Origin of the sequence: Massilia phyllosphaerae (genome assembly GCF_034659755.1) — a bacterium.
In the GTDB taxonomy this organism is placed as follows: domain Bacteria; phylum Pseudomonadota; class Gammaproteobacteria; order Burkholderiales; family Burkholderiaceae_D; genus Telluria; species Telluria phyllosphaerae.
Genome location: NZ_JAXSQX010000009.1, coordinates 35,190 through 57,131 on the forward strand (window position 1 = coordinate 35,190; position 21,942 = coordinate 57,131).

The 21,942-nt window shown below is 64.0% G+C and carries 18 protein-coding genes and 1 pseudogene; 9 read left to right on the forward strand and 10 right to left on the reverse strand.

What is annotated here, in order from left to right; translation table 11 throughout:
- Nucleotides 1-21 precede the first annotated feature (21 nt).
- Nucleotides 22-355 (forward strand): annotated as a pseudogene (locus tag U1H99_RS26845) (transposase); the annotation flags it as partial.
- A 321-nt stretch (nt 356-676) separates the two neighbouring features.
- Here U1H99_RS26845 and U1H99_RS26850 read toward each other — a convergent pair.
- On the reverse strand, nt 677-1,714 hold the full coding sequence (locus tag U1H99_RS26850; protein ID WP_323144701.1) for an acyltransferase family protein: 1,038 nt from the start codon (nt 1,712-1,714) through the stop codon (nt 677-679).
- Nucleotides 1,715-2,013: 299 nt separating this feature from the next.
- On the opposite strand from U1H99_RS26850, the gene U1H99_RS26855 reads away from it, so the two are divergent.
- On the forward strand, nt 2,014-3,729 hold the full coding sequence (locus U1H99_RS26855) for a pectinesterase (RefSeq protein WP_323144702.1): 1,716 nt from the start codon (nt 2,014-2,016) through the stop codon (nt 3,727-3,729).
- A gap of 413 nt (nt 3,730-4,142) precedes the next feature.
- Nucleotides 4,143-4,706 carry a porin family protein gene (locus U1H99_RS26860; protein ID WP_323144703.1) on the forward strand — a complete coding sequence of 188 codons (564 nt, stop codon included), beginning with the start codon at nt 4,143-4,145 and terminating at the stop codon, nt 4,704-4,706.
- Nucleotides 4,707-4,780: 74 nt separating this feature from the next.
- On the opposite strand, the gene U1H99_RS26865 is transcribed toward U1H99_RS26860, so the two are convergent.
- A complete protein-coding gene (locus tag U1H99_RS26865; protein WP_323144704.1) occupies nt 4,781-5,350 on the reverse strand; it encodes a TssQ family T6SS-associated lipoprotein in 570 nt (189 codons plus the stop codon).
- Nucleotides 5,351-5,533: 183 nt separating this feature from the next.
- Between U1H99_RS26865 and U1H99_RS26870 the strand changes: the two genes are divergently transcribed.
- On the forward strand, nt 5,534-6,265 hold the full coding sequence (locus U1H99_RS26870) for a transcriptional regulator (protein ID WP_323144705.1): 732 nt from the start codon (nt 5,534-5,536) through the stop codon (nt 6,263-6,265).
- 16 nt (nt 6,266-6,281) lie between these two features.
- On the opposite strand, the gene U1H99_RS26875 is transcribed toward U1H99_RS26870, so the two are convergent.
- Nucleotides 6,282-8,453, reverse strand: coding sequence for a TonB-dependent receptor plug domain-containing protein (locus U1H99_RS26875; RefSeq protein ID WP_323144706.1), 2,172 nt, complete (start codon nt 8,451-8,453; stop codon nt 6,282-6,284).
- 172 nt (nt 8,454-8,625) lie between these two features.
- Entirely contained in the window at nt 8,626-9,873 is a 1,248-nt protein-coding gene (locus tag U1H99_RS26880; protein WP_323144707.1) for an alpha-amylase family glycosyl hydrolase, read from the reverse strand.
- A 433-nt stretch (nt 9,874-10,306) separates the two neighbouring features.
- Between U1H99_RS26880 and U1H99_RS26885 the strand changes: the two genes are divergently transcribed.
- Together U1H99_RS26885 and U1H99_RS26890 are read left to right on the forward strand one after the other, a co-directional pair.
- Nucleotides 10,307-11,176 (forward strand): porin, encoded by an 870-nt coding sequence (locus U1H99_RS26885; protein WP_323144708.1) that lies wholly within the window; start codon nt 10,307-10,309, stop codon nt 11,174-11,176.
- Nucleotides 11,177-11,375: 199 nt separating this feature from the next.
- Nucleotides 11,376-11,813, forward strand: a complete 438-nt coding sequence (locus tag U1H99_RS26890; RefSeq protein WP_323144709.1) for a hypothetical protein — start codon at nt 11,376-11,378, stop codon at nt 11,811-11,813.
- A 180-nt stretch (nt 11,814-11,993) separates the two neighbouring features.
- On the opposite strand, the gene U1H99_RS26895 is transcribed toward U1H99_RS26890, so the two are convergent.
- The 4 genes from U1H99_RS26895 to U1H99_RS26910 all read right to left on the reverse strand — a co-directional run bounded on the left by U1H99_RS26895 (nt 11,994) and on the right by U1H99_RS26910 (nt 15,699).
- Nucleotides 11,994-13,028, reverse strand: a complete 1,035-nt coding sequence (locus U1H99_RS26895) for an SDR family oxidoreductase (protein ID WP_323144710.1) — start codon at nt 13,026-13,028, stop codon at nt 11,994-11,996.
- A 14-nt stretch (nt 13,029-13,042) separates the two neighbouring features.
- Nucleotides 13,043-14,080, reverse strand: coding sequence for an SDR family oxidoreductase (locus U1H99_RS26900; protein WP_323144711.1), 1,038 nt, complete (start codon nt 14,078-14,080; stop codon nt 13,043-13,045).
- A 306-nt stretch (nt 14,081-14,386) separates the two neighbouring features.
- Entirely contained in the window at nt 14,387-15,397 is a 1,011-nt protein-coding gene (locus U1H99_RS26905; protein ID WP_323144712.1) for a sulfate ABC transporter substrate-binding protein, read from the reverse strand.
- An 89-nt stretch (nt 15,398-15,486) separates the two neighbouring features.
- Entirely contained in the window at nt 15,487-15,699 is a 213-nt protein-coding gene (locus U1H99_RS26910) for a hypothetical protein (protein ID WP_323144713.1), read from the reverse strand.
- Between the two features lie 162 nt (nt 15,700-15,861).
- On the opposite strand from U1H99_RS26910, the gene U1H99_RS26915 reads away from it, so the two are divergent.
- The 3 genes from U1H99_RS26915 to U1H99_RS26925 are packed head-to-tail and all read left to right on the forward strand — an operon-like array spanning nt 15,862 to nt 18,354.
- Nucleotides 15,862-16,569 (forward strand): phosphatase PAP2 family protein, encoded by a 708-nt coding sequence (locus U1H99_RS26915; RefSeq protein WP_323144714.1) that lies wholly within the window; start codon nt 15,862-15,864, stop codon nt 16,567-16,569.
- A complete protein-coding gene (locus U1H99_RS26920) occupies nt 16,566-17,495 on the forward strand; it encodes a diacylglycerol/lipid kinase family protein (protein WP_323144715.1) in 930 nt (309 codons plus the stop codon). The genes U1H99_RS26915 and U1H99_RS26920 overlap by 4 nt, the downstream gene beginning before the upstream one ends.
- A 22-nt stretch (nt 17,496-17,517) precedes the next feature.
- Nucleotides 17,518-18,354: a metallophosphoesterase family protein gene (locus U1H99_RS26925; RefSeq protein WP_323144716.1), complete on the forward strand. Its 837-nt coding sequence runs from the start codon at nt 17,518-17,520 to the stop codon at nt 18,352-18,354.
- A gap of 15 nt (nt 18,355-18,369) precedes the next feature.
- On the opposite strand, the gene cls is transcribed toward U1H99_RS26925, so the two are convergent.
- Both cls and U1H99_RS26935 read right to left on the reverse strand, forming a co-directional pair.
- Nucleotides 18,370-19,785, reverse strand: a complete 1,416-nt coding sequence (cls, locus tag U1H99_RS26930; protein ID WP_375341654.1) for a cardiolipin synthase — start codon at nt 19,783-19,785, stop codon at nt 18,370-18,372.
- Nucleotides 19,782-21,908 (reverse strand): site-specific recombinase, encoded by a 2,127-nt coding sequence (locus tag U1H99_RS26935; protein ID WP_323144717.1) that lies wholly within the window; start codon nt 21,906-21,908, stop codon nt 19,782-19,784. The genes cls and U1H99_RS26935 overlap by 4 nt, the downstream gene beginning before the upstream one ends.
- Nucleotides 21,909-21,942: the final 34 nt, after the last annotated feature.

Sequence of the window (21,942 nt, forward strand, 5' to 3'; positions counted from 1 at the left end):
TCGGACCGTAGGCAGAAGAAGAACCCATTTCGCTACCGCGCCAGCCTGTACGACTATCAGGTTTGTCAGCTTAAACCATTGAGCTGCCCCAATACGTCAATCCGTAAAATCGATCGCACCCAAAGAACCTGCACGCGACATGGCACGCGCCGTTGGCAAGACCGAGGCTTATTGTCAATCTCGCCGGGAACCGAAGAAAGTCGAAATTCTACTTGCCCATCTAAAACGCATCTTGAAGGTTGGCCGATTACGCCTGCGCGGGCCGAGCGATGTACGCAACGAGTTTCTATTGGCCGCCGTGGCGCAAAATCTTCGGCTAATGGCCAAAAGACTGACCAAGGAGCTACGAATTTGAATCTGGCGCCCGACCGAACGAGCTAAACGATGCCCCATCGAGCCTTAGTTCCTGTAAAGTTACCTCATCAGTGCTGCTCGGCGGCTGTGTTGCTCAAGAATTTTTCAACGAAATAGGTCGATAGCGGGCGCCTGCGGACAGGTCGATCCCGCATCCATACTATCGCGGGCCGTAAAAATTAGCCTAAATAGCCCAGTGGGCACCCCGGTGGGTAGCCACAAAAACATGTCTCCGTTTTCATAGACAAACTACTGCTGACACCGCTTCCGCCAAGAACAATAAAAAAGCCCCATTCGATGGGGCTTTTTTTCTTCCACGCCGCTAGGAAACTGGAAGTTGTGCGGGTTGCGTCTGCAAGATTGGTACGTGCCTGGCAGGCTGTCCGATGAAGAACGGCACCCATCGTACGATGGCGAAATACACAGGCAGGCATGCGGCGATCTCGATACAGGCGACGACCGTGGAAACGAAGAGATCGGTATCGCTGATTTTCGACGCGTACCACGTCACCATCGAAAATGCCCGGCTGGGAAGCAGCCAGAACAACGCATGGACCGGAAAGATGACGATCGATGCTTGACCCAGCAATTTGATGAACTTGATGTGACCAAGCCGGTTGGCTATACCGGCCGTCAAGGCGATGCCTGCGAAAGCACCCACATAAAACCACCACGGATTCCCGAAGCTTCTGCCGTTCATGTCGACCCGACCATTCGTGGCGACTGCGGCGACGAAAACCACGGCCACCATCAGGCCCGCACTCCATTGCAGTGTCCTGGGCCAGGCGCCCGGTTTGATGTTGAGGCCCTGAACGTAGTAGCCGGTCGTGAAGAAGACCAGCGCGACCAACGCCACGTCAAGGTTCCACACCATCGACGTAAAGTGCGGAAACACATAACCATGTGCGATCAAGGCGCCAGACAAGACGCAGGCAAGTTGTGCGCCTTTGGATTGCACTCTCGAGGTAAGCGCAGCGAAAGCCAGCCGAACCAGCACAAGACAGGTAAAAAACCAGAGTGGAACGTTGTAGCGCATTTGTCCATCCGGACCGGCGACGCCGTACACCTTCTGCTGCAGCTGGCCGGTCCATGAACCTTTTTCCGGTAGGTTGCTCCCGGTAGCCATGAAAAGGGCAATCGAAACAAGGCTGAAAAAAAGATAGGGAACAAGAAGGCCTTTCAGGCCGCGCACGAATTTTGGCCCTGCTCCGGCAGACCATGGCGTTGCCGTAAGACCGGACAGGAAAAAGAAGAGAGGCATGTGAAATGCCCAGATCGCCGTTGCAGCGCCCGCCGCAGATGGGAATGCGTGCCCGAGCACGACAAGGAAATGCCCAAGCCTTTGGCGGCATCGATCCATTCAATTCGTCTCATTATGAACCATCCGCGTCTGTTAAATATCCCTATGCTATTACAAAAGTTGCAAAATATATACAAAATTTGTTACTATGCAATATAGATAGTATAGGTATCACAACAGTATGTATGGCACCAGAAATGAATGACCGGGACTCAGCGAATTCTGCACAAACTTTTTCTTTAGAAATTACCCGTCCAGTTCTGATATATTAGAAATGCCGATCTGATATATCATTCCCAAAGCGTTATGTCGCGATTCGGATCGGCTTTTGAACAAGAAAAGAGAACCGAGGTAGACACATGCGTAAACTCCTTGCGACAGCCAGCCTGTCCGCATCCGCCATCCTGCTCGCCGCCTGCGGCGGCAGCGACAATCCATCGACGAATCAGCCCGGCACTGGCGCAACTGCACCGGTCACCAACCCGGTCGCCACCTACCTGCCGGCCCAGGGTGAGCAAGCTGCCTACGTCGACACCCGCCTGCAACTCACTTTCGACGCACCACCCGTGCTCGCCACCAGCGGCACCTTCAAGGTCTATAAGGCGGCCGACAACACCCTGGTCGACACCATCGATGTCGGCAGCACGATCGTGAGCGCCGGCGGCGAAAACCAGCAGGTGCTGCCATATGCGAACACCGAGATCGACCAGATCGGCAAGAACGTCGCCAACCTGACCCAATGGCGCTACGTGTACTACCAGCCGGTGACGATCGCCGGCAACACCGCCACGATCAAGCTGCACGATGGCGTGCTGGCCTACGGCACCGATTACTACGTGACGATGGACCCGGGCACGCTGGCGGGCCGCTCGAACGGCGCGCCGCTGACCGCGATCACCGGCGCCAAGGCCTGGACCTTCCACACCAAGAGCGCGCCGGCTTCGAAGACGGCGGTCACCGTCGACGACAACGGCAGCGCCGACTTCCGCAGCGTGCAGGGCGCGCTGGACTGGATCATGGCCAACGGCTGCGTCAGCTGCGCGAATGCGGCGGATGCCAAGACGATCACGATCAAGAATGGCGACTACGACGAGCTGCTGTTCATCCGCAACGTGAACAACCTGACGATCGCCGGCGAAAGCCGCGCCGGCGTGGTCGTCCACCACGAGAATTTCGAGTCCTATAACCCCAGCACCGGCGGCAGCAAGACCTCGGCCCAGACCACGCTGTCCACCGTGCAGGGCGCCACCCGCCGTGCGCTCGGCGGCGGCCGCGCGGTGCTGCTGGTGGAAAACGCCGACCTGCTCAAGCTCAGCAACTTCACGCTGAAGAACACCCACGTCAAGCAGACCATTTTCAACAACCAGGCCGAGACGATCTATTTCAACAGCGCCACGCTGAACGGCAGCCGCTTCGTCGCGACCTATATGAATTTCCTCAGCGCCCAGGACACGGTCCAGACCAAGGGTTGGGCCTGGTACTACCAGTCGTACATCGCCGGCGACGTTGATTTCATCTGGGGTTCGCCATTCGCGGCGCTGTTCGAAGAGAGCGAACTGCACACCGTCTACGATCCGACCGGGGCCGCGCTCGGTCCTTACTCGGGCGGCTACCTGTTCCAGGCGCGCGACGCCTACGGTTATCCGGGCTTCGTGGTGCTGAACAGCACCCTGAGCGCGGACTCGAACGTGCCCGCCGGCAGCGCCTACCTCGGCCGCTCGGGTGGGCTGACGGTCGCCAACGGCTACTGCAATACGCTGTATACGGGCGGCAGCTTCGGCAATCCGAACCTCGGCTGCGACAACATCGCCTTCGTCGGCAACAGGATCGGCCCGCACATCGCCAGCGCCGGCTGGTTCACCCAGCCGGCCAACTCGCCACTGCCGGACCCGTCGACGCCGAGCGCCGCCGCCGGATGGCGCGAGAGCGGCAGCATGGACCTGAACGGCAAGCCGCTTGATGTGACAGGACGCAGCGGCTATGCCAGCACTGCGGCGGACCTGAGCGGGGTGAGTGCGCGCGGCAAGATCTTCGCCGCCTGGAACAACGGCGCGGGCTGGGTACCAGCGCCCTGAGAGAAGCATTGAGCGAGAAACGCCCGGCATCAACCGGGCGTTTTTTTGGTAGTGCCCCGCATGGATGGAGCGTTTGCAGCCGACACCTATATGAAATAACTTGAGGCAGCCTTAAACTGACATAAAAACAACAAAATCACCGTTTGTGGCAAAACAGTGTCACTACGTTACGTAATGATGTAACAAATTGTGTATCCCAACAATCAATAGAACATCCGGCTACGTCCCGCAACGTGGCGTTATCCACCATGGGTTAGACAAATAATATGTGACCGGACAGTCAGCAATGCCCCTTCTCGTTACAGTTCCTTACGGATTGAGCCTACGAGTGAATAAAGTCGCAATGTTAAGGTCTATTCATGCAACGCAGATAGACGTTGCCTGCCAAGTCACTATACGAAGAGGAACACCACATGAAAAAGCTGATCATCGCAGTCGCTGCAACCGTCGCCGCCGCAGGCGCAGCCCAGGCACAAACCACCCTGATGGATGCCAACACCTACTCGCCGCGTCCTTACGTCGGCGTCGCCGTCTCCGGCGCCAAGAACCAGGCCGCCGACGAGTGGAAAGCCAGCCCGAAGGTCTTCGCCGGCTATGACATCACCCAGAACTGGGGCGTCGAAGCTGGTTACACCCACCACGGCAGCGAAGACTACAACACCACCCGCAACGCGACCCCGGTCCGTGCATCGGTGAAGGGTTCGGATTCCTACCTCGCCGCCAAGTACACCGTGCCGGTCAACGAGCGCGTGTCGGCCTACGGTAAGCTGGGCGCATCGTACAGCGAGCGCAAGAACGACCTGGGCGGCCTGGGCCGCATCAACGACCGTGACACCGGCGTGTACGGCGGTATCGGCGTGCAGTACGCCGTGAACCAGAACGTCTCGGTGGTCGGCGAATACGAGCGCTACGGCAAGGACAAGGCCACTGGCTCGAAGGCCGATGCCCTGAACGTGGGCCTGAAGTACGGCTTCTAAGCCACCGCTTCACCCCCATCCAGGCCGGCGCTTCCACCGTGAAGCGCCGGCTTTTTTTTGTGCGGCCCCTGGTCTTACCAGGGCCGCCACAAGTCCTGGGTGCGCAAGCGCTCGCGCGCTTGGGCCAGCGCCGCGCGTTCGCGCAACTGTTCGCTCGCGGCCTTGGCTTGCTCGAACACCGGACCCCACATCGGATGGCCGCCTTCGCCGCGGCCCAGTGCGAAGTCGGGGTCGAGGGCGAGCGCCGTGTCGAAGGCGAGGCGGCAGTCGGGCAGGTCTTGCGTGACGCAATGACTGAAGGCGATGTATTTCAGGGCTTCCACCCGCATCGGAGCGGGCGCGCTGCGGATCTCGGGTTCGCTCAGCCTGGCGATGGCGTCCTCGAAATCGCCGTTGTCGTACAGCCGGATGCCGTCCACCATGGCGGCGGCGGCCTTGCGCATCCGGTCCTGTTCGGGTTCCTGATCCTGCGGAGCCGCCTGTGCGGACCAGCGCTGCGCCCATTCGTCGGCGCCGGGCGCGCCGGCTTCGGTAGCGGGGCGGACGCCGCCGCGCGCGGCCGTAATGGAATTCGCCATGCCGGCACAGCCGGCGAGCGACAGCGGCAACAGCAGGCAGGCAAGGAGGGTGCGATGTCGTGTCATGACCAGTGGGCCACCCGTGGGTGCGCAACGTAACTCGGCTTATGCAGATGAGTCCGGTTTATCGTTTTTCAAGATAAGATTGCAACCTGAAGTTACATGGCGGACTATTGCCCTGGCCGCTGTCGTGATACGATCAGCGCTGTCGATCGATCATTCCGCCCGCCTGTATCGGATTCCGCTACCATGTCCGAAGTTTCCCAACTGCTCAGCACGATCAAGCGCCAGCTCAAGCTACAGGGCAAGACCTACTGCGACGTCGCCGCGGCGCTGCACTTGTCCGAAGCCAGCGTCAAGCGCCTGCTGACCTCGGAAACGCTGGGCGTCGACCGCCTGGTCGAGATCGGCAACCTGCTCGGCTTCACCCTGGCCGAGCTGACCCAGGAAGCGGCGCTCAGCGAAAGCCGGCTGCGCACGCTGGCGCCGGCCCAGGAGAAAGAGCTGGTGTCGGATACCAAGCTGTTGCTGGTCGCGGTATGCGCCTTGAATCACTGGACCCTGCGCGACATGCTGGCCGTGTACCGGCTGAGCGAAGCCGAGTGCCTGCAGAAGCTGCTGCACCTGGACCGCCTGCACCTGATCGCCCTGATGCCGGGCAACCGCATCCGCCTGAACGTGGCGCGCGATTTCGACTGGCTGCCGGATGGCCCGATCCGCCAGTTCTTCCGTACCCAGGGCCTCGACGATTTCCTCGGCAGCCGCTTCGACAAGGCCGACGAATCGCTGGCTTTCACCCACGGCATGCTGACCGAGGGCGCGCTCGCGCGCATGCAGGCCGAGCTGCGCCAACTGCGTACGCGTTTTGCCGAACTGCATGAGGAAAGCCTGGCCTCGCCGCTGCCCAAGCGCCGCGGCAGCGGCCTGCTGCTGGCATTGCGCGAGTGGGAGCCGGCCGGCTTCACGGCGCTGCGGCGCTAGTCGAACCGGCTGCCCGTCACAGCGACTGTTCCCACATCAGGCGCCAGGTCGTGTGGGGGCGGTACACGGTGCTGCGGGCGCGGTGGCCCTTGTCCACATCCGTATAGAGGCTGCGTTCGGTGTAGTCCTGGTGCAGCAGGTCGTTGGCCGACAGCCGCAGCCGGGCATGGCGGCCGCTCTTCCATACCGCATACAGGTCGAGCTGGCGCTTGGGCGAGCCGCTGCCGGCCAGCGTAAGGCTCTCGCGCGAGGCGTAGCGGCCGCGGTAGCTGGCGCTGGCGCCGAGGTCGAGCTTGGCGCCGGCCGCCACGTCGAGGCCGAGGTTGCCGGTCCAGGCCGGCTGGCCGTCGATGCGGTTGTCGGGGCCGGGCACCTGTTCCAGGCGCGACCAGTTGCGGGCCAGGTTGGCGCGGCCGGCAACCGCGCCGCGCGTGGCTTTGGCTTCGAACTCGAGGCCGCGCACGCGGGCGCGCCCAGCATTCACCGGCGTGACGATCCAGACGCCGCCGCTCTGGTACACCCGGTCGAGGGTGATGTCGCGGATCTGCTTGTCGAAGGCGCTGATGCCGAGCATGCTGTCTTTGCTGAAGTAGCGTTCCCAGGCCAGGTCGAGGTTCAGTGCCAGTTCCGGCCGCAGGTTGGGGTTGCCCTGCTGGTCGGGGTTGTTGGCGCTGTTGTTGTTGTCGACCGTGTAGCGGCGCGGCATCAGCTGGGTGATCTCCGGCGCCTTGTAGCTGCGTCCGACGGCCAGGCGCAACTGGTCGCTGCGTCCTTGCGCATCGGGCTGCAGCTTGTATAGCGTCTGCAGGATCGGGCTCCACACGCCGGCACCGACGTCCACCGACACGGCGGCATTGCCGCCACCACGCGTGTGCAGCGTTTCCCGGCGCAGGCCCAGGTAGGCCGACCATGCCGCATTGAGGTCCCACTCGTCCTGGATGAACAGGGCGGCGCGCCGCACCGTGGCCCGGTAGCTTTCGTCGGTGGCCAGCAGTCCGGTCCCGGCGGCATCGTACTGGTGTTCGCGCCGGTATTCGCTGCGGCGCTTCTGGCTGAAGTCCCAGCCGGCGGCCAGCGCATGGCCGCCACCGAAAGGACGGCGCCAGCTGCCGTTGAACAGAAGCTGGCGCTCCACCGGACCGGACGCCACCTGGTGGGTCTCCAGCAGCGCGCCGCCGCCATCCATGCCGCGATACAGGAAATCCGCTTCGCTGCGCGTATAGGACCCGATCAGCTTGGTGCTCAAGCTGGCGTCGCCGTCCAGGCGCCGGGTCCAGGCGCCGTCGAGGTAGGCCTTCAGCGGCTGGGTGCGATAGCGCGAGGTGGCGCGCTGGAACTCGGCCGGGGTGCCGATCTCGGTTGTCTGCTGCTGCGCCGCCAGATTGTCGATGCGGCGGGCGCGGATGAAGGTCTGCGAACTGAAGGTGTCGGCGGGGCTTGCCTTCCAGTTCAGGCGCGGCGCCAGTTCCAGCATGTCTTCGCGCTGGCGGTCGCTCCAGGCAGTACGCCGCAGCAGCGCCGGCGCATTGCCTTCCTCGAGGTCGGCCGCGCTGACCGGGTTGACGTTGCGCCTGAGGGTGGCGATCACGGTCCAGTCGAGGGCGCCGGCCTTGCCGTTATGCTGGGCCACGACGCTCGGCGCCGCGTAGCCGCCGACCACGCTGCTGCCGGCCTTGATTTCGTCGCGTCCGCCGCCGGCCTTGCGCAGGATGATGTTGATGGCGCCGGCGACCGCCTGGCCGCTGGTCTCGGCGGTGGCGACGCGCTGGATCTCGACCCGTTCGACCAGGTCGGGGCTGATCGATTCCAGCGCGAAGCCGGACGGCGCCGGCACGCCGCCCAGCAGGATCACGACGTAGCCGCTGCCCATGCCGCGCATGCGGATCGCCGGCGCCCGGCCGGGCACGGCGTCGACGGTGATGCCGGGCTGGCGCTTGAGCACCTCGGACAGGCTGCTGTCGCCCTGGCGCAGCAGTTCCTCGCGTCCGATGACGATGGCGGTGGTGGTCGACTGGCGCCGCAGGTCGGTGGCGCCGGCGCTGACCCTCACTTGCTGCATCACCTGCTGCATGGCGGGCGCTGCCTGCTGTTCTTGTGGCTGTGGCGGCGCCTGCTGTGCCAGGCTCGGGGCGTGGACGCACACGCCCAGCAGCAGCGCAGCGGCGCCGCGGGTTCGAATCGGTCGCATCTCGGGTCCGGCTTTCCAGGTCAGGAAGACGGGCGCCGGCGGCGCCCGTTCGATCGCTGGATTATGCGAGGGCGGTGTCAAGCTTTCCAGCAGGCTGGGATGAATGCCCCCAGGAGCGGGATGAGTGCGCGCGCTGAGTGCGCGCGATCCATGCGCGCGCCGGTAGCGCCGCTCAGCGCGCCGCTTGCGCCTTGGATTGCTGGACGTCGATGCGGTAATCCCAAGGCGCCAGCGTTTGCGCGGCGCCGCCCGCCAGGGTGTAGCGCTGCGATTGGCCGGACACGTTCACCGTCACCTGCACCGCATTCCCGGGCAGGGCGCGGCGGAAGGCGAACACCTTGTCGTTGCCGGTCGCCAGTACCTGCGGCTCGGCGCCGTACTGGCCGTTCCACAGCGCCCGGTTGCCGTGCTTGAGCGCGAGCAGGTCGGTGTAGAAGGGGGCATAGGCATACGTCTTCCACGCGATCGGGTCTTTCTCGAAGAAGGCGATACGCTTGTCGAGCCCGGCTTCCTGGCCGCCGTAGATCAGCGGCATGCCGGGCAGCGTGGCGGCCAGCACCGCCATCGCCTTGAAGGCCGGGCCGTACAGTTCGACGTCGCTGCCGGACCAGGAATTCTCGTCGTGGTTGCTGGTGAAGCGCATGCGGTAGGCGCCCGGCGGGAAGGCTTTCGGCGGTTTCGCCAGGAACGCCTGCAGCGTGCGCGCATCGGCCTTGCCCTTGGCGATCTCCTTGAAGATATCCTTGGTGTCCCAGCCGTAGGTCATGTCGAAGGCATGCTCGTGCAGTTCCGGCTTGTCGGCCTCGGCCAGCATGAACACCGGCTTGACGCGGTCGAGCGTGGTGCGCACCTCGTTCCAGAACGGCGTCGGCACCTTGCCGGCCACGTCGCAGCGGAAGCCGTCGATATCGGCCTCGCGCACCCAGAACAGCATGGCATCGCTCATGCCTTTCCACAGCGCCTTGTTGGTCCAGTCGAGGCCGGTCACGTCGGTCCAGTACTCGGGCTCGGCGCCGTCGGTATAGGTGACCGGGAAGATCTCGCCCTTCTCGTTCTTCAGGTACCAGTCCTTGTGCTGGACGGTCCACGGATTGTCGAAGGCGGTGTGGTTGGCGACCCAGTCGATGATCACGCGCATGCCAAGGCCATGCGCCTGCTTGACCAGGCTGCGCAAGTCATCCAGCGTGCCGAATTCCGGATTGACGGCGGTGTAGTCGCGCACTGCATAGTAGCTGCCCAGGCTGCCCTTGCGGTTCTTCTCGCCGATCGGCTGCACCGGCATCAGCCACAGGATGTCGACGCCCATCTTCTTGAGACGGGGCAGGTGCTTGGCGAAAGCGTTGAAGCTGCCTTCCGGCGTGTACTGGCGAATGTTGACTTCGTAGATGTTGGCGTTGCGCGACCATTCCACATGGTTCATGGGCGTAGCGGCAGGAGCTGCTGCCAGTACTGGGACAGCTGTCATGCCTGCAAGCAAACTCAGTACTAATGTAGTCAAGGTACGTTTCATGTGTCTCTCCACTCGTTTTATTGTGTAGTTTAATTACTTTATCGACCATGCGATTGTAGACTGGAACGTGCCCCTTCACCAGCCTTGAAAATCGCGTCAGAATCTGCTGACAATACGTCGAGCGGAATTTGCTCTTGGTTTGTGCGATATTGGACAGATAAGCCCGCCCACAAGCGGATAAGGTAAAGGCGTAGAAAGGGAATACGCCATGAACAAGGTCTGGATCGCGTGCATCGTGCTTGGTGGCAGCACGACATGCTCATACGCACAAGACACCACGCAGAACGCCGCTGCCTCGGACGGTTCCGTCCGTCATGAGTCAGCGGGCGGACACAATATTGCCGTGTACAGCGGTGTACCGGAGCGCGCCCGTGGAGCGAACGCTGGCGCCGACTGGACCACGCCGGTGCGCCGCAGCTATGGTCGCGGCAGCCAGTCCGGCGCGGCGATGGGCGAGGGCATGGTGCTGGGCCGCCAGTACAACCTGGAATACCTGACCCGGGCCGATGTCGCCGATCCCTTCCATACCGGCACCGCCGGCAAGGCCAGCAACCTGGTGAACCCGAGCGGTACCCCGGTCGAGAGCAGTGTGCGCTATTACACCACCCAGATCGACCACATCTCGACCGGTGGTTCCTGGACCGTCGACACCCTCGGCAGCAATGCGACGGCCGACCGTGCCTGGGGCATGACGGTCGGCGCCGACTTCGGTCCGCTGTCGCTGCGGGCGGCGCACCAGAACCGCCACGTGGCCCAGGTCCAGTTGTACAACCTGACCGGCAGCAATATGGATGCGAAGAATTCGATCCTCGCGGCCAACCTGCGCACGCGCTGGGGCACGGCCTATGCCGCCTACGCCGCCAACCGCGGCTGGGGCGGCTCGCCGCTGTACAACCCGGACAATCCCTACGGCGCCGGCGTCGCCAGCACCTCGTCGACCAACAGCCGCGATACCATCGCCGGTATCGCGGTGCCGATGACGCGTTCGACGACCTTCCTGGCGTCCTACATCCACAAGAACGACCGCGACCTGGCCAACCGCGACGCTAACCAGTTCGCGCTCGGCGCCAGTTACGTGGTCTCGCGCAAGACCGACTTTTATGCGGCGGTCTCGCACACCGTGAACACCAACAGCACCGGCATCCTGATCGGCGGCGCGGCCCGGCCCAGCGGCAGTTCGGCAGTCAACGTCGGCATGCGCCACGCATTCTAGCGCCGTTAAGACAAGCCCCATGGCGGCGTTGCATTCGTCTCGCCGTACCAGCGTACTGTCTTCGCGGTCCATCGCTGCGGCGATGCGCCTTGCCCTGGAGCTTGTCTTGGCGGTTCACATGACAGCCTGCGCTGCGCCGCAAAATTGCAAAAGCAGGTAGGCTGTTACCATGTTTTCACAGGATTGAATTGGAGGTTTTATGACTGGCACGAGCACCCTTGATCCGGATAACTTCCCGGAAGCACCAGACCGCAGTCTCGGCAAAGGCCACGGCGTCGATTCGCTCGGCCCCAGCGATATTTCCGACTCGGGCAGCGACGTCGTCGGCGGCCCCGGCTTTGCCGCCGCACTCGACGACGACCAGACGCTTGACCTGGACACCGGCACCACCTCGGACAACGAGGCCAGCTATGCCCACGACAGCGCCGGCGCGGACGTTGGCGATCCCAACATGGAGTCCGATAGCGACTTCGGCGGTACCGGTGAACGCGCCGCCGCCGGCCGCGACATTTTGGCCCGCGACGGTGCCGATATCGGCACCGACCACATCGAATCGATTCCCGACCTGCCGCTGACCGACGAGGACGTCGACTTCCTCGGCAGCGAACCGCCGAAAGGGCCGGCGCCGGGTAAATAAATCTGGGGCGTACTAAAACAAAGGCTGGTCAGCGCAAGCTGCCCAGCCTTTTTTACCTGGAGTACCAGCATTGTAGGGTAGGGACCCTGTGCCCACGCGGATGCCGGCATGATGCAAGCGTTCGCGTGGGCACAGGGTGCCCACCCTACAAAAACCGTTTATATCATTTCCGAACTTGCCTCAAGCCTGCCACAGGCGCCGCGCCGGCTTGCGCGTCAGCGCCCAGGCCGCCAGCAGCGCACCGCCCACCAGCAAGGTCTTGGTCGCGGTCGACTTCATCTGGAAGGCCGTATACGGGCTGGACTCGGTGATCTTCTTGCCCAGGTCGGCACGCTGGCGCAGTTCGCGGCGCGCATCCGGTTCGTGCAGGGCGTCGCGCCGTGCCGGCGCGCTCGGCCGGTCGGTTTGCTGCTGCTTGAACACCGCGGCGCGCATGAAGCGGTCAATCGTGCGCGGCAGGATCTGGCTCAGCACCGAGGCCAGCTTGGCCTGGCCGCCGACGAACAGGTCGCGCTCCGGCACCTCGGCCGCGTGCAGGATGGTGCGCGCGGCCAGCTCCGGCGAGTACAGTGGTGACGGCAGGGTCGGCTCGTTTTCCATGTAGTTCTTGGCGTGCATCGGGAATGGCGTGGCGATGGCGGCCGGTTTGATCAAGGTCACGGAAATCGGCGCCTTGTCCTTTTCCAGTTCCATGCGCAGCGATTCGGTGAACGCCTTCACCGCATGTTTCGAGGCCGCATACGTGCCCTGCAGCGGTAGCGAGCGGTCCGAAACTTCGCTGCCGACGTTGATCAGGGCGCCGCCGCCATGGGTCTTGAGCAGCTTCACCGCTTCCAGCGAGCCATTGACCACGCCCCAGAGATTGGTCTGCATCAGGCGCTGCATGTCTTCCAGCGACACTTGCTCCAGCGTGCCGAAGGTGCCGACGCCGGCGTTGTTGATCCACGTGTCGACCCGGCCGAAACGCTCGACCGCGGCGCGGCCGATCTTTGCCACCTCGTCCTGCACGCCGACGTCGGCCGCGACTGTCGCCACCTCGGCGCCGCGCTGGCGCATCTCGTGCGCCAGGGTGTCCAGGGCATCGCCCTCGCGCGCGACCAGTACCAGTTTCGCGCCGGCCTCGGCCGCCATGCGCGCCGTTGCCAGGCCGATGCCGCTGGTGGCGCCGGTAATCACGATCACTTGTTCATTCAGTTTCTTGAGCTTGGTTGCCATGGTATGTTCCTTTCTTAACCGAATGCCTTGCGCAGCGCCGGGCGGCGTGCCAGGGTCCAGGCCGCGAACAGCGCACCCAGGCCCAGCAGGGCAGGCGCGATCTTGTGCGAACGGAGGGTGACAGCGGTGTAGGCGCTGCTCTCGGCGACGTGGTTCGACATGCCCTGGCGCTGGCGCAGCTCGTTGCGCGTATCGGGTTCGTACAGGGCGTCGCGCCGGTTGGGCGAGCTCGGGAGATCGGATTGCTGCTGCTTGAACATCGAGGCGTTCATGAACTTGTCCATCACGCGCGGCGTCGCGAAGCTGCTCGACGAGATGGCCTTGGCGGCGCCGCCGACGAAGACATCGCGCTTCGGCTGCTGGGCGGCGTACAGGATGGCGTTGGCGACGACTTCCGGCGCGTAGATCGGCGCCGGCAGCGCCGGTTCCTTGTCCATGTAATTGCGCGCATGGACGGCGAACATGGTGTCGATGGCGGCCGGCTTGATCAGGGTCAGCGACAGCGGTGCCTTTTCCTTTTCGAGTTCCATGCGCAGCGCATCGGTAAAGGCTTTCACGGCATGCTTGGAGGCGGCATACATGCCCTGCAGCGGGACCGAACGCTCGGACAGTTCGCTGCCGAGGTTGATGATGGCGCCGCCGCCGCGTGTCTTCATGTGCTTGACCGCTTCCAGCGAGCCGTGCACGACGCCCCAGTAGTTGGTCTGGAACAGGCGCTGCATGTCTTCCACCGGCACGTCTTCGTTGCGGCCGAAGATCGAGATGCCGGCATTGTTGACCCAGGTGTCGATGCGGCCGAAGCGCTCCATCGCGGCCTCGCCGATGCGTTCGACGTCGGCCGGCACGCCGACGTCGGCGGTCACGGTGCAGACTTGCGACCCTTTGCGGCGCAGCTCGCTGGCCAGGGTGTCGAGGGCATCGCCGTTGCGCGCCGCCAGCACCAGTTTTGCGCCCTGGTCGGCGGCCATGCGGGCGGTGGTGAGGCCGATGCCGCTGGTGGCACCGGTAATCACCATCACTTGTTCGTCGATCTTGCGTAGTTGCACTGCCATGACTTGCTCCTTCAGAGATGTTGGAGAAGAGTTGTCGCACCGCATAAAAGCACGCGACAACGCGAGGTTATGAATACGACAATCGTGCTCATCCCCGAGATTTCAAGTCATTTTTTCAAGAGATTGTTCAAAACAGGCCAGGGCGTCGTTGTAGCGCCTCGCCGTGCAAAGGCACTGTCTTCGGCGCCACGCATAGCCCCGGCCTGTTTTGAACAATCTCTGGTCAGGCACTATGCAAATAGTGTGGGGCGCGAGCTTTTTCAAGCTGGCGCCCCACAAGGGTGTATCTAAATTATTGGCAAGAACTTATTTGCTGCCCGGCTGGTAGATCTGGTCGAACACGCCGCCATCCGCGAAATGGGTCTTCTGCACCTTGGTCCAGTCGCCACCGACATCCTTGATCGTGAACAGTTTCACGGCCGGGAACTGGGCCGCGTACTGCTTGGCATAGGGCTGCACTACCGGACGATAGTAATGCTTGGCGGCGATCTGCTGGCCTTCGGCGCTGTACAGGTATTGCAGGTAGGCTTCGGCGACCTTGCGCGTGCCGCGCTTGTCGACGACCTTGTCGACCACCGCCACCGGCGGTTCGGCCAGGATGCTGACCGAAGGCGCCACGACTTCGAACTTGTCCGGGCCGAGTTCCTTGACGGCCAGCAGGGCTTCGTTTTCCCAGGCGATCAGCACGTCGCCGATGCCGCGCTCGACGAAGGTGGTGGTGGCGCCGCGGGCGCCGGAATCCAGCACCGGCACGTTCTTGTACAGCTTGGCCAGGTAATCCTTGGCCTTGGCGTCGTTGCCGCCGGGCTGGCGCAGCGCATAGCCGTAGGCGGCCAGGTGGTTCCAGCGGGCGCCGCCGGACGTCTTGGGATTCGGGGTGATGACGGAGACGCCCGGCTTGATCAGGTCGGCCCAGTCCTTGATGCCTTTCGGATTGCCTTTGCGGACCAGGAACACGATGGTCGAGGCATAGGGCGTGCTGTTCTGCGCCAGGCGGCTTTGCCAGTTGTGCGCGATAAGGCCGCGTTCGCTGATAGCATCGATGTCGTAGGCCAGTGCCAAGGTGACAACATCGGCCGACAGGCCGTCGATCACCGAGCGCGCCTGCTTGCCGGAGCCGCCGTGCGATTGCTTGATGGTGACGTTGTCGCCGGTCTTCGCCTTGTACTGCTTGGCGAAGGCCTGGTTGAAGTCCTGGTACAGCTCGCGCGTCGGGTCGTAGGAGACGTTGAGCAGGGTGTAGTCGGCGGCGTAGGCGGCCGATTGCGCCAAGAAAAGACCGGTTGCGAGGACGGCTGCGATTTTTTTATGGAACATCGTTTTCTTTCGGACGGATCAGGAACCGCTAGGGTAGGTCGCTGATGAGCGAAAGAAAACGAATTAAAACGATGATCCTTATGCGGATTTCAGTGGGCCTTGGACAGCACGACGAGCCAGCGCGCGAACAGCAGCACTTCGACGTGGCCCGGCTCGATGCCGGTGTCGCACTCGATAAGCGGGTTGACCGGGTAGAAACGCTTGCGGAAGTCGCGCGTCACCCGGATTTCGCGGCGGCCGAAGCGGGCCAGGAAAGGTGTTGGGGTGGTGTGCAGTCCGAAGGAGCTATTCAGCGTGGTCATGACGATCCCTTTTTCGAGTAGTGTTGGTCAAGTGAGTAAAGAATAACACAAACACTGTATAAATCCACAGTTACTGTATAAAAAACCAGTGTGCATAAAGCACGTTGTTTTTTCGCAAAGGAAAGATTTAGCTTGCCATCAAACAATTTAATCAAACGCTTTTTGGCCGCGCGCCTATCGCCGGAAGGCCAGTTCGGTCTGCACCTGACGGTCGGCCTGGTGCTCATCGTGCTGGCGGGCATTGCCTTCGGCGAGATCGCCGAAGACGTGGTCGAGGGCGACACCATCACCGTCATCGACGTCCAGCTGGCGCACTGGTTCCGTGCGCATGCCACCGAAGGCTTCACGCGCGCCATGCTGTTCGTCACGCACTGGAACGGCATCGTCGGCACGGGCGTCATGACGGCGCTGCTGGCGTGCTGGTTCGCCTGGCGCAAGGCGTATTACTGGCTGATCGTGGTGCTGGCCACCGTGCCCGGCGGCATGCTGCTGAACGTGGTGCTGAAGCACATTTTCCGGCGCCAGCGCCCCAGCCTCGACAATCCGCTGCTGACCCTGAGCACCTACAGCTTCCCCAGCGGGCATACGGTGGCCGCCACCCTGTTCTACGGCGTACTGGCCTGCTACCTGGTGCGCCGCAACCCGCAGTGGCCGCGGCGCGTGCTGATCGTCGGCGCCGCCTGCGCGATGGTGATGCTGGTGGCGCTGTCGCGCATGTACCTGGGTGTGCACTACCTGTCCGACGTGATGGCCGCCAGCATGGAAGGCGCGCTCTGGCTGGCGGTATGCGTTACCGCCGTGTCGACGCTGCACCGGCGCCGCAAGGTGCGCGGACGCCCTTCCTGGAGCGAAAGAAGGGACCCGATATGAAGCCCGTACAAGTGATCGTGAACGCCGGCGCCGGTACCGGCCATGACGACGACCGTGCCGGCGAACTGCGGCGCAAGCTGCGCGATGCCGGCCTGGATGCCGAGCTGACCCTGGCCGCCGGCGGCGGAGAACTGATCGCGGCTGCCCGCCGGGCGCGCGAGGGCGGGGCGGAACTGGTGGTGGCCGGCGGCGGCGACGGCAGCATGAACGCGGTGGCCTCGCAGATCGTGGGGACCGGCGCGGCCGCCAATATCCGCTTCGGCGTGCTGCCGATGGGCACGCTGAACCACTTCGCCAAGGACCTCGGCATCCCGCTCGACCTCGACGCCGCCATCGGCAACCTGGTCACCGGGGTGCCGGTCAGCGTCGACGTCGGCGAAGTGAACGGCCGCATCTTCCTCAACAATTCGGGCCTCGGCCTGTACCCGGACATCGTGCGCGACCGCGAGAAGCAGCAGAGCCGCCTGGGGCGCGGCAAATGGCCGGCCGCGCTATGGGCCAGCCTGGCCGCGCTGCGCCGCTATCCCTTCCTGTCGCTCCGGCTCGCGGTGAAGGGCGAGGACGGCGGGGGTGAACGTCTAGCAAGACGCACCCCTTTCGTCTTCATCGGTAATAATGCCTACACGATGCAGGGCCTGTCGATCGGCGCGCGCGAGCGCCTCGACGCCGGGACCCTTAGCCTGTACGTGGCCCAGCACCCCACGCGTTTCGGCCTGCTGCGTTTCGCGTTCGACGCGCTGCGCGGCCGGCTGGGCGAAGAGCGCGATTTCGACGTGCTGCACGCAGCGGCGTTCGAGCTCGACACCCACCGCAAGCGCCTGCACGTGGCGACCGACGGCGAGGTCACGGTGATGACCGCGCCGCTGCACTACCGCAGCCTGCCGGGGGCACTCAGGGTGCTGGTGCCGCCGACCAAGAAACCATAAATAAAACAGACAAGGAAACCCAATGCGAACACTCGTCCACCTGTCCGACCTCCATTTCGGCCGCGTCGATCCGGCCCTGCTCGACCCGCTGCGCAACCTGGTCCGCCAAGTCGCGCCCGACGTCGTGGTGATCTCGGGCGACCTGACCCAGCGCGCCAAGAGCGAGGAATTCGAAGCGGCGCGCGCTTACCTGGACACCCTGCCGGGGCCGCAGATCGTGGTGCCGGGCAACCACGACATCTCGCTGTACAACGTCTTCCGCCGTTTCGTGCAGCCGCTCGACCGCTACAAGCGCTACATCACCGATGACCTGGATCCGGTCTACATCGACGACGAAATCGCGGTGCTGGGGGTGAACACGGCGCGCTCGCTGACCGTCAAGGACGGGCGCCTGAACAAGGAACAAGTCGAGAAGATCCGCGCCACCCTGGCCGACCTCGACCCCAAGATCACGCGCGTGGTGGTGACCCACCATCCCTTCGACCTGCCGCCGGGCGCGGAGGAAAGCGACCTGGTCGACCGCGCCAACATGGCGATGGAGGCGTTCTCGCAGGTCGGGGTCGACCTGCTGATGGCCGGGCACCTGCACACCAGCCACGCCGCCAACACCTCGGCCCGCTACAAGATCAGCGAGTACGCGGCACTGGTGGTGCAAGCCGGCACCGCGACGTCCACGCGCGGACGCGGCGAGGTCAATTCCTTCAACGTGATCCGGATCGATGCCGACCGGATCGAGGTCGACCGCATGGGCTGGGACACGGTGCATTCCCAGTTCCAGCTGCTGCACACCGAAAAATTCCTGCGCAGCGGGAACGTGTGGACCGAAGCCGTCGACGGCATGATGGCCGCCGGCATTTAAGTCAGATCCACGTATTTAAATCCAATAACCGGCCAGGCTGGCCGCCCACTCGCGGATCCGGTCGCCCCACGGCCGGTGCCGCCAGCCCTCCAGCGTCACTTCCTTGCTGTCGCGCAGGTCTTCGTTGAACGCGCTCTCCATGGCGCCGCCGAAGGCCGGGTCGACCACGACCACGTTCAGCTCGTAGTTGTGGATGAAGCTGCGGCGGTCGATGTTCGACGAGCCGATGGTCGACCACGCGCCGTCGATCACCGCCGTCTTCGCATGCAGCACCGCGATTTGCAGCTCGAAGATCTTGACGCCGCCGGCAAGCAGCTGGTCGTAGAAGGCCTGGCCGGCGTAGCGGATCATGCCGTGGTCGGACACGCCCGGCAGCACCAGCTTGACGTCGACCCCGCGTTTGGCGGCAGCCACCAGCGCATCGACGATCTGCTGGTCGGGCACGAAATAGGCCGAGGTGATGTGGACCGACTTCTTCGATTCGGCGATCGCCACCATCAGCGATTTGTAGATCTCGAAATCGCCGTCCGGGTTGGTGGCCAGCACGCGCAGGATCTTGTCACCGACCGGCGCCAGGGGCGGGAAGTAGTCGGCCTTGGTCAGCTCGCTGCCGGCCTGCTCGAGCCACAGGTTGACGAAGGAATACTGCAGCGCCGCCACCGCCGGCCCCTCGATCTTGACGTGGGTATCGCGCCAGCCGACCTTGTCGCCGTCGACCTTGGCTTTCTTGTATTTGGACCGGAACAGCGAGCTGTTGGCATAGGTGCTGCTGATGTTGATGCCGCCGGTGAAGGCGGTGCGGCCATCGACGATCATCAGCTTGCGGTGGTCGCGGTTGTTGACTTCCCACTTGCCCTTGGCCTTGGCCGGGTTGACCGGATTGAAGATCACCACGCGGATGCCGGCCGCGCGCATGCGGTCGAAGAAGGCCGGCTTGACTGCCAGCACGCCGACCGCGTCGACCATCACGTTCACTTGCACGCCGTCGTGCTGCTTCTGGATCAAGACGTCGGCGAACTGCGTGCCGATCTCGTCCTCGTCGAAGATATACGATTCGAGGTTGATGTTGCTGGTGGCGTTGCGCGCCGCGTCCATCATTTCGCGCATCGTGGCCGGGCCGTCGAACAGCAGGCTGACCCGGTTGCCGGCGATCAGCGGCACGCCGGTGGCCTGTTCCTCGGCCGCGGCCAGCGCCTGGAGGTCGGTGCCGGCGTTGGCCCAGCGCTTCGACGTCAGCAGGGACGCCTGCTTCAGCGGCAGCGTACCGCGTGCGGTCTCGATGGTCGGCGCCGGCTTGGCCGGCGTGATCGGCTCGACGTCCGGCAGCGACTTGCAGGACGCCAGCGCGCACATCAGGGCGAGCACTGCCAGCCAGGGCGGCAGCGCGAAAGCGGAGCGTTGACGCGGGCGCAGCAAGTCGGTGAGTTTCATTTGAATCCTCGGTGGTGTGCCGGTTCGGCGATGCTGTCGGCATCGCGCGGACCGATGAAGAAATCGAGCGGCGCCGTACGCACGCGCCTTCCCAGCGCGCGCAGCAGGCGGATGCCGTGGTGGAAGCGGACCTTGCGGGCGCGCAGCGCGACCCACAGGGCCAGCCCGAAGCTGACCGTCAGGTTGACCAGGCCGATCAGGGCGATGCCGAGCACGGTGATGGCTACCTTATGGAGGTCGACCTGCTGGTCGAGACCGACGAAGCCGATCGCGAAATTGGCCGACGAGAAGGTCACGTGGCGGATGTCGAGCGGCAGGCCGAGCAGGAAGCCGACCGTGGCCGTCACGCCCATCAGCACGCCGAACACCAGGTTACCCATCAGGCCGCCCAGATTGTTCTCGAGGTAGCGCGAGAAGCGCAGCGAGCGGTCCTGGCCGAGCAGGCGCCGCAGCCAGCGCAGCTGCTGCACACGCTGGCTCATGCGCGTGTACAGCGCCTTGTTGTCGTAGTAGCCGGACACCAGACCGGACACGAACAGCCAGACCCCGGCGATCGCCGCATGCAGCAGCGCCAGCGATTGCCACGGATGGCTGTCGTCGATCAGGTGGTGCGCCTTTTCCGGCGACACCAGGTGCTGGCCGAACACGTACCACCAGCCGTAGGCCAGGGCGAAGGCGGTCGGGATCGTGGTCACCAGGTTGCCCAGCACCGCCACGATCTGGGTGCGGAACACCTTGGTCACCAGCGACGCCATCGATTCGACGTCGACCTGGCGCCGCGCGCTGCCGTGCTGCGCGGTCTCGTGCAGGGCGGCGGCGATGCGCGCCGCGGTCATGGCCGGCTGCTTGGTGGCGATGGTGAAGTGCAGCACGTGCACCAGCATGAAGCCGAAGGCGTAGTTGACGCTGTACAGCAGGGCTTCGATCAGCGGCGCCCGGTGCTGGTAGGAGATCAGGATCTTGATGATCGCCATGCAGCCGACGATCAGGCCGGCGCCGGCCGCTTGCCGGAACATGCCGCGTAGCTCGGTGCGGCGTTCGGCGACATAATGCTCGCCGGTGCGGCTGGCATTCTCGGTGACGTTGCGCGCCAGCAGGTCGACGTTGTCGCGCAGCAGGCCGCGCACCCGGTACTTGGTGTTGTGGGCTTCGGCCAGTTCCTCGGCCATGGCGACCGCGGCCGCGCGGCGCTGCGACACCGGCGCCACCGGTCCGCCCGAGGCCGAAAGCGCCGCCGCGGCTTCGCGCGCCAGTGCTTCGACGTCGACCGTCGGCGGCGGCGGCAGCGCGCCGCTGGTGTCGACCAGGTACAGCAGCTTGCGCATGCGGTCGATGCTTTGCGTGAGCGCGACCAGCAGGTAGGTCAGGGCCACGGTGGTGCCGGACGCCATCGCGCTGCGGCGGATCTTGAGCACCACGTCCTCGCACTGGTCGAGCATCACCAGCAGGTGGCGCGCGTCTTCCATCACGGTGGCGTCGCCGGCCATCAGGCGCGCGTAGCCGTCGAGGTAATGGTTGGTCTCGATGTTCTGCATCAGGAAGGGCGAGTCGACTTCCTCGATTTCCATGTGGGCATGGATCAGGCGCGGCTCCAGGCCCAGCGCGCAGATGCGGCAGGACAGGGTACGCACCGCGTCCAGCAGGCCGCGCAGCGTGACCTGGCGTGCGCGGTCCGGCGCGGCGTCGCTGGGCGGCGGCGCCTCGGAGATGACGTCGAACAATTCGAGCCAGTCGGCGGTCGGCACCGCACGGATCCACTTGTAGTCGTCTTCGCGGCACAGCACGCGGTCGAGGGTGTCGGAGAGATATTTTTCGTCCAGCGCCGGCGGCAGGATGCGGTAGGCGATGCGTTTTTTCAGTTCGGTGAAGAAGCCGTCGTTCGACAGGATCCCGACGTCCGAATACAGGCTGGTATGGCGGCGCGTTTCGAGCAGCGTGGTGATGTAGCGCCGCAGCGCCCATGCCTGTTCCGCATTGCCCTTGAGCAGCTGGGTGAGGGTGCGTACCTGGGCGCGCGCATAGTCGTAGTTGCGCGGGTTGTGCGGCCGCAGCTTGTCGACCAGGTCGACCAGGAGGTCGATCTGGTCGCTGTGCGGATCGAGGCGTTCGAGAATGGCTAGCATGACTTCCGATATACAACTTGAAGATGCCAGTGTA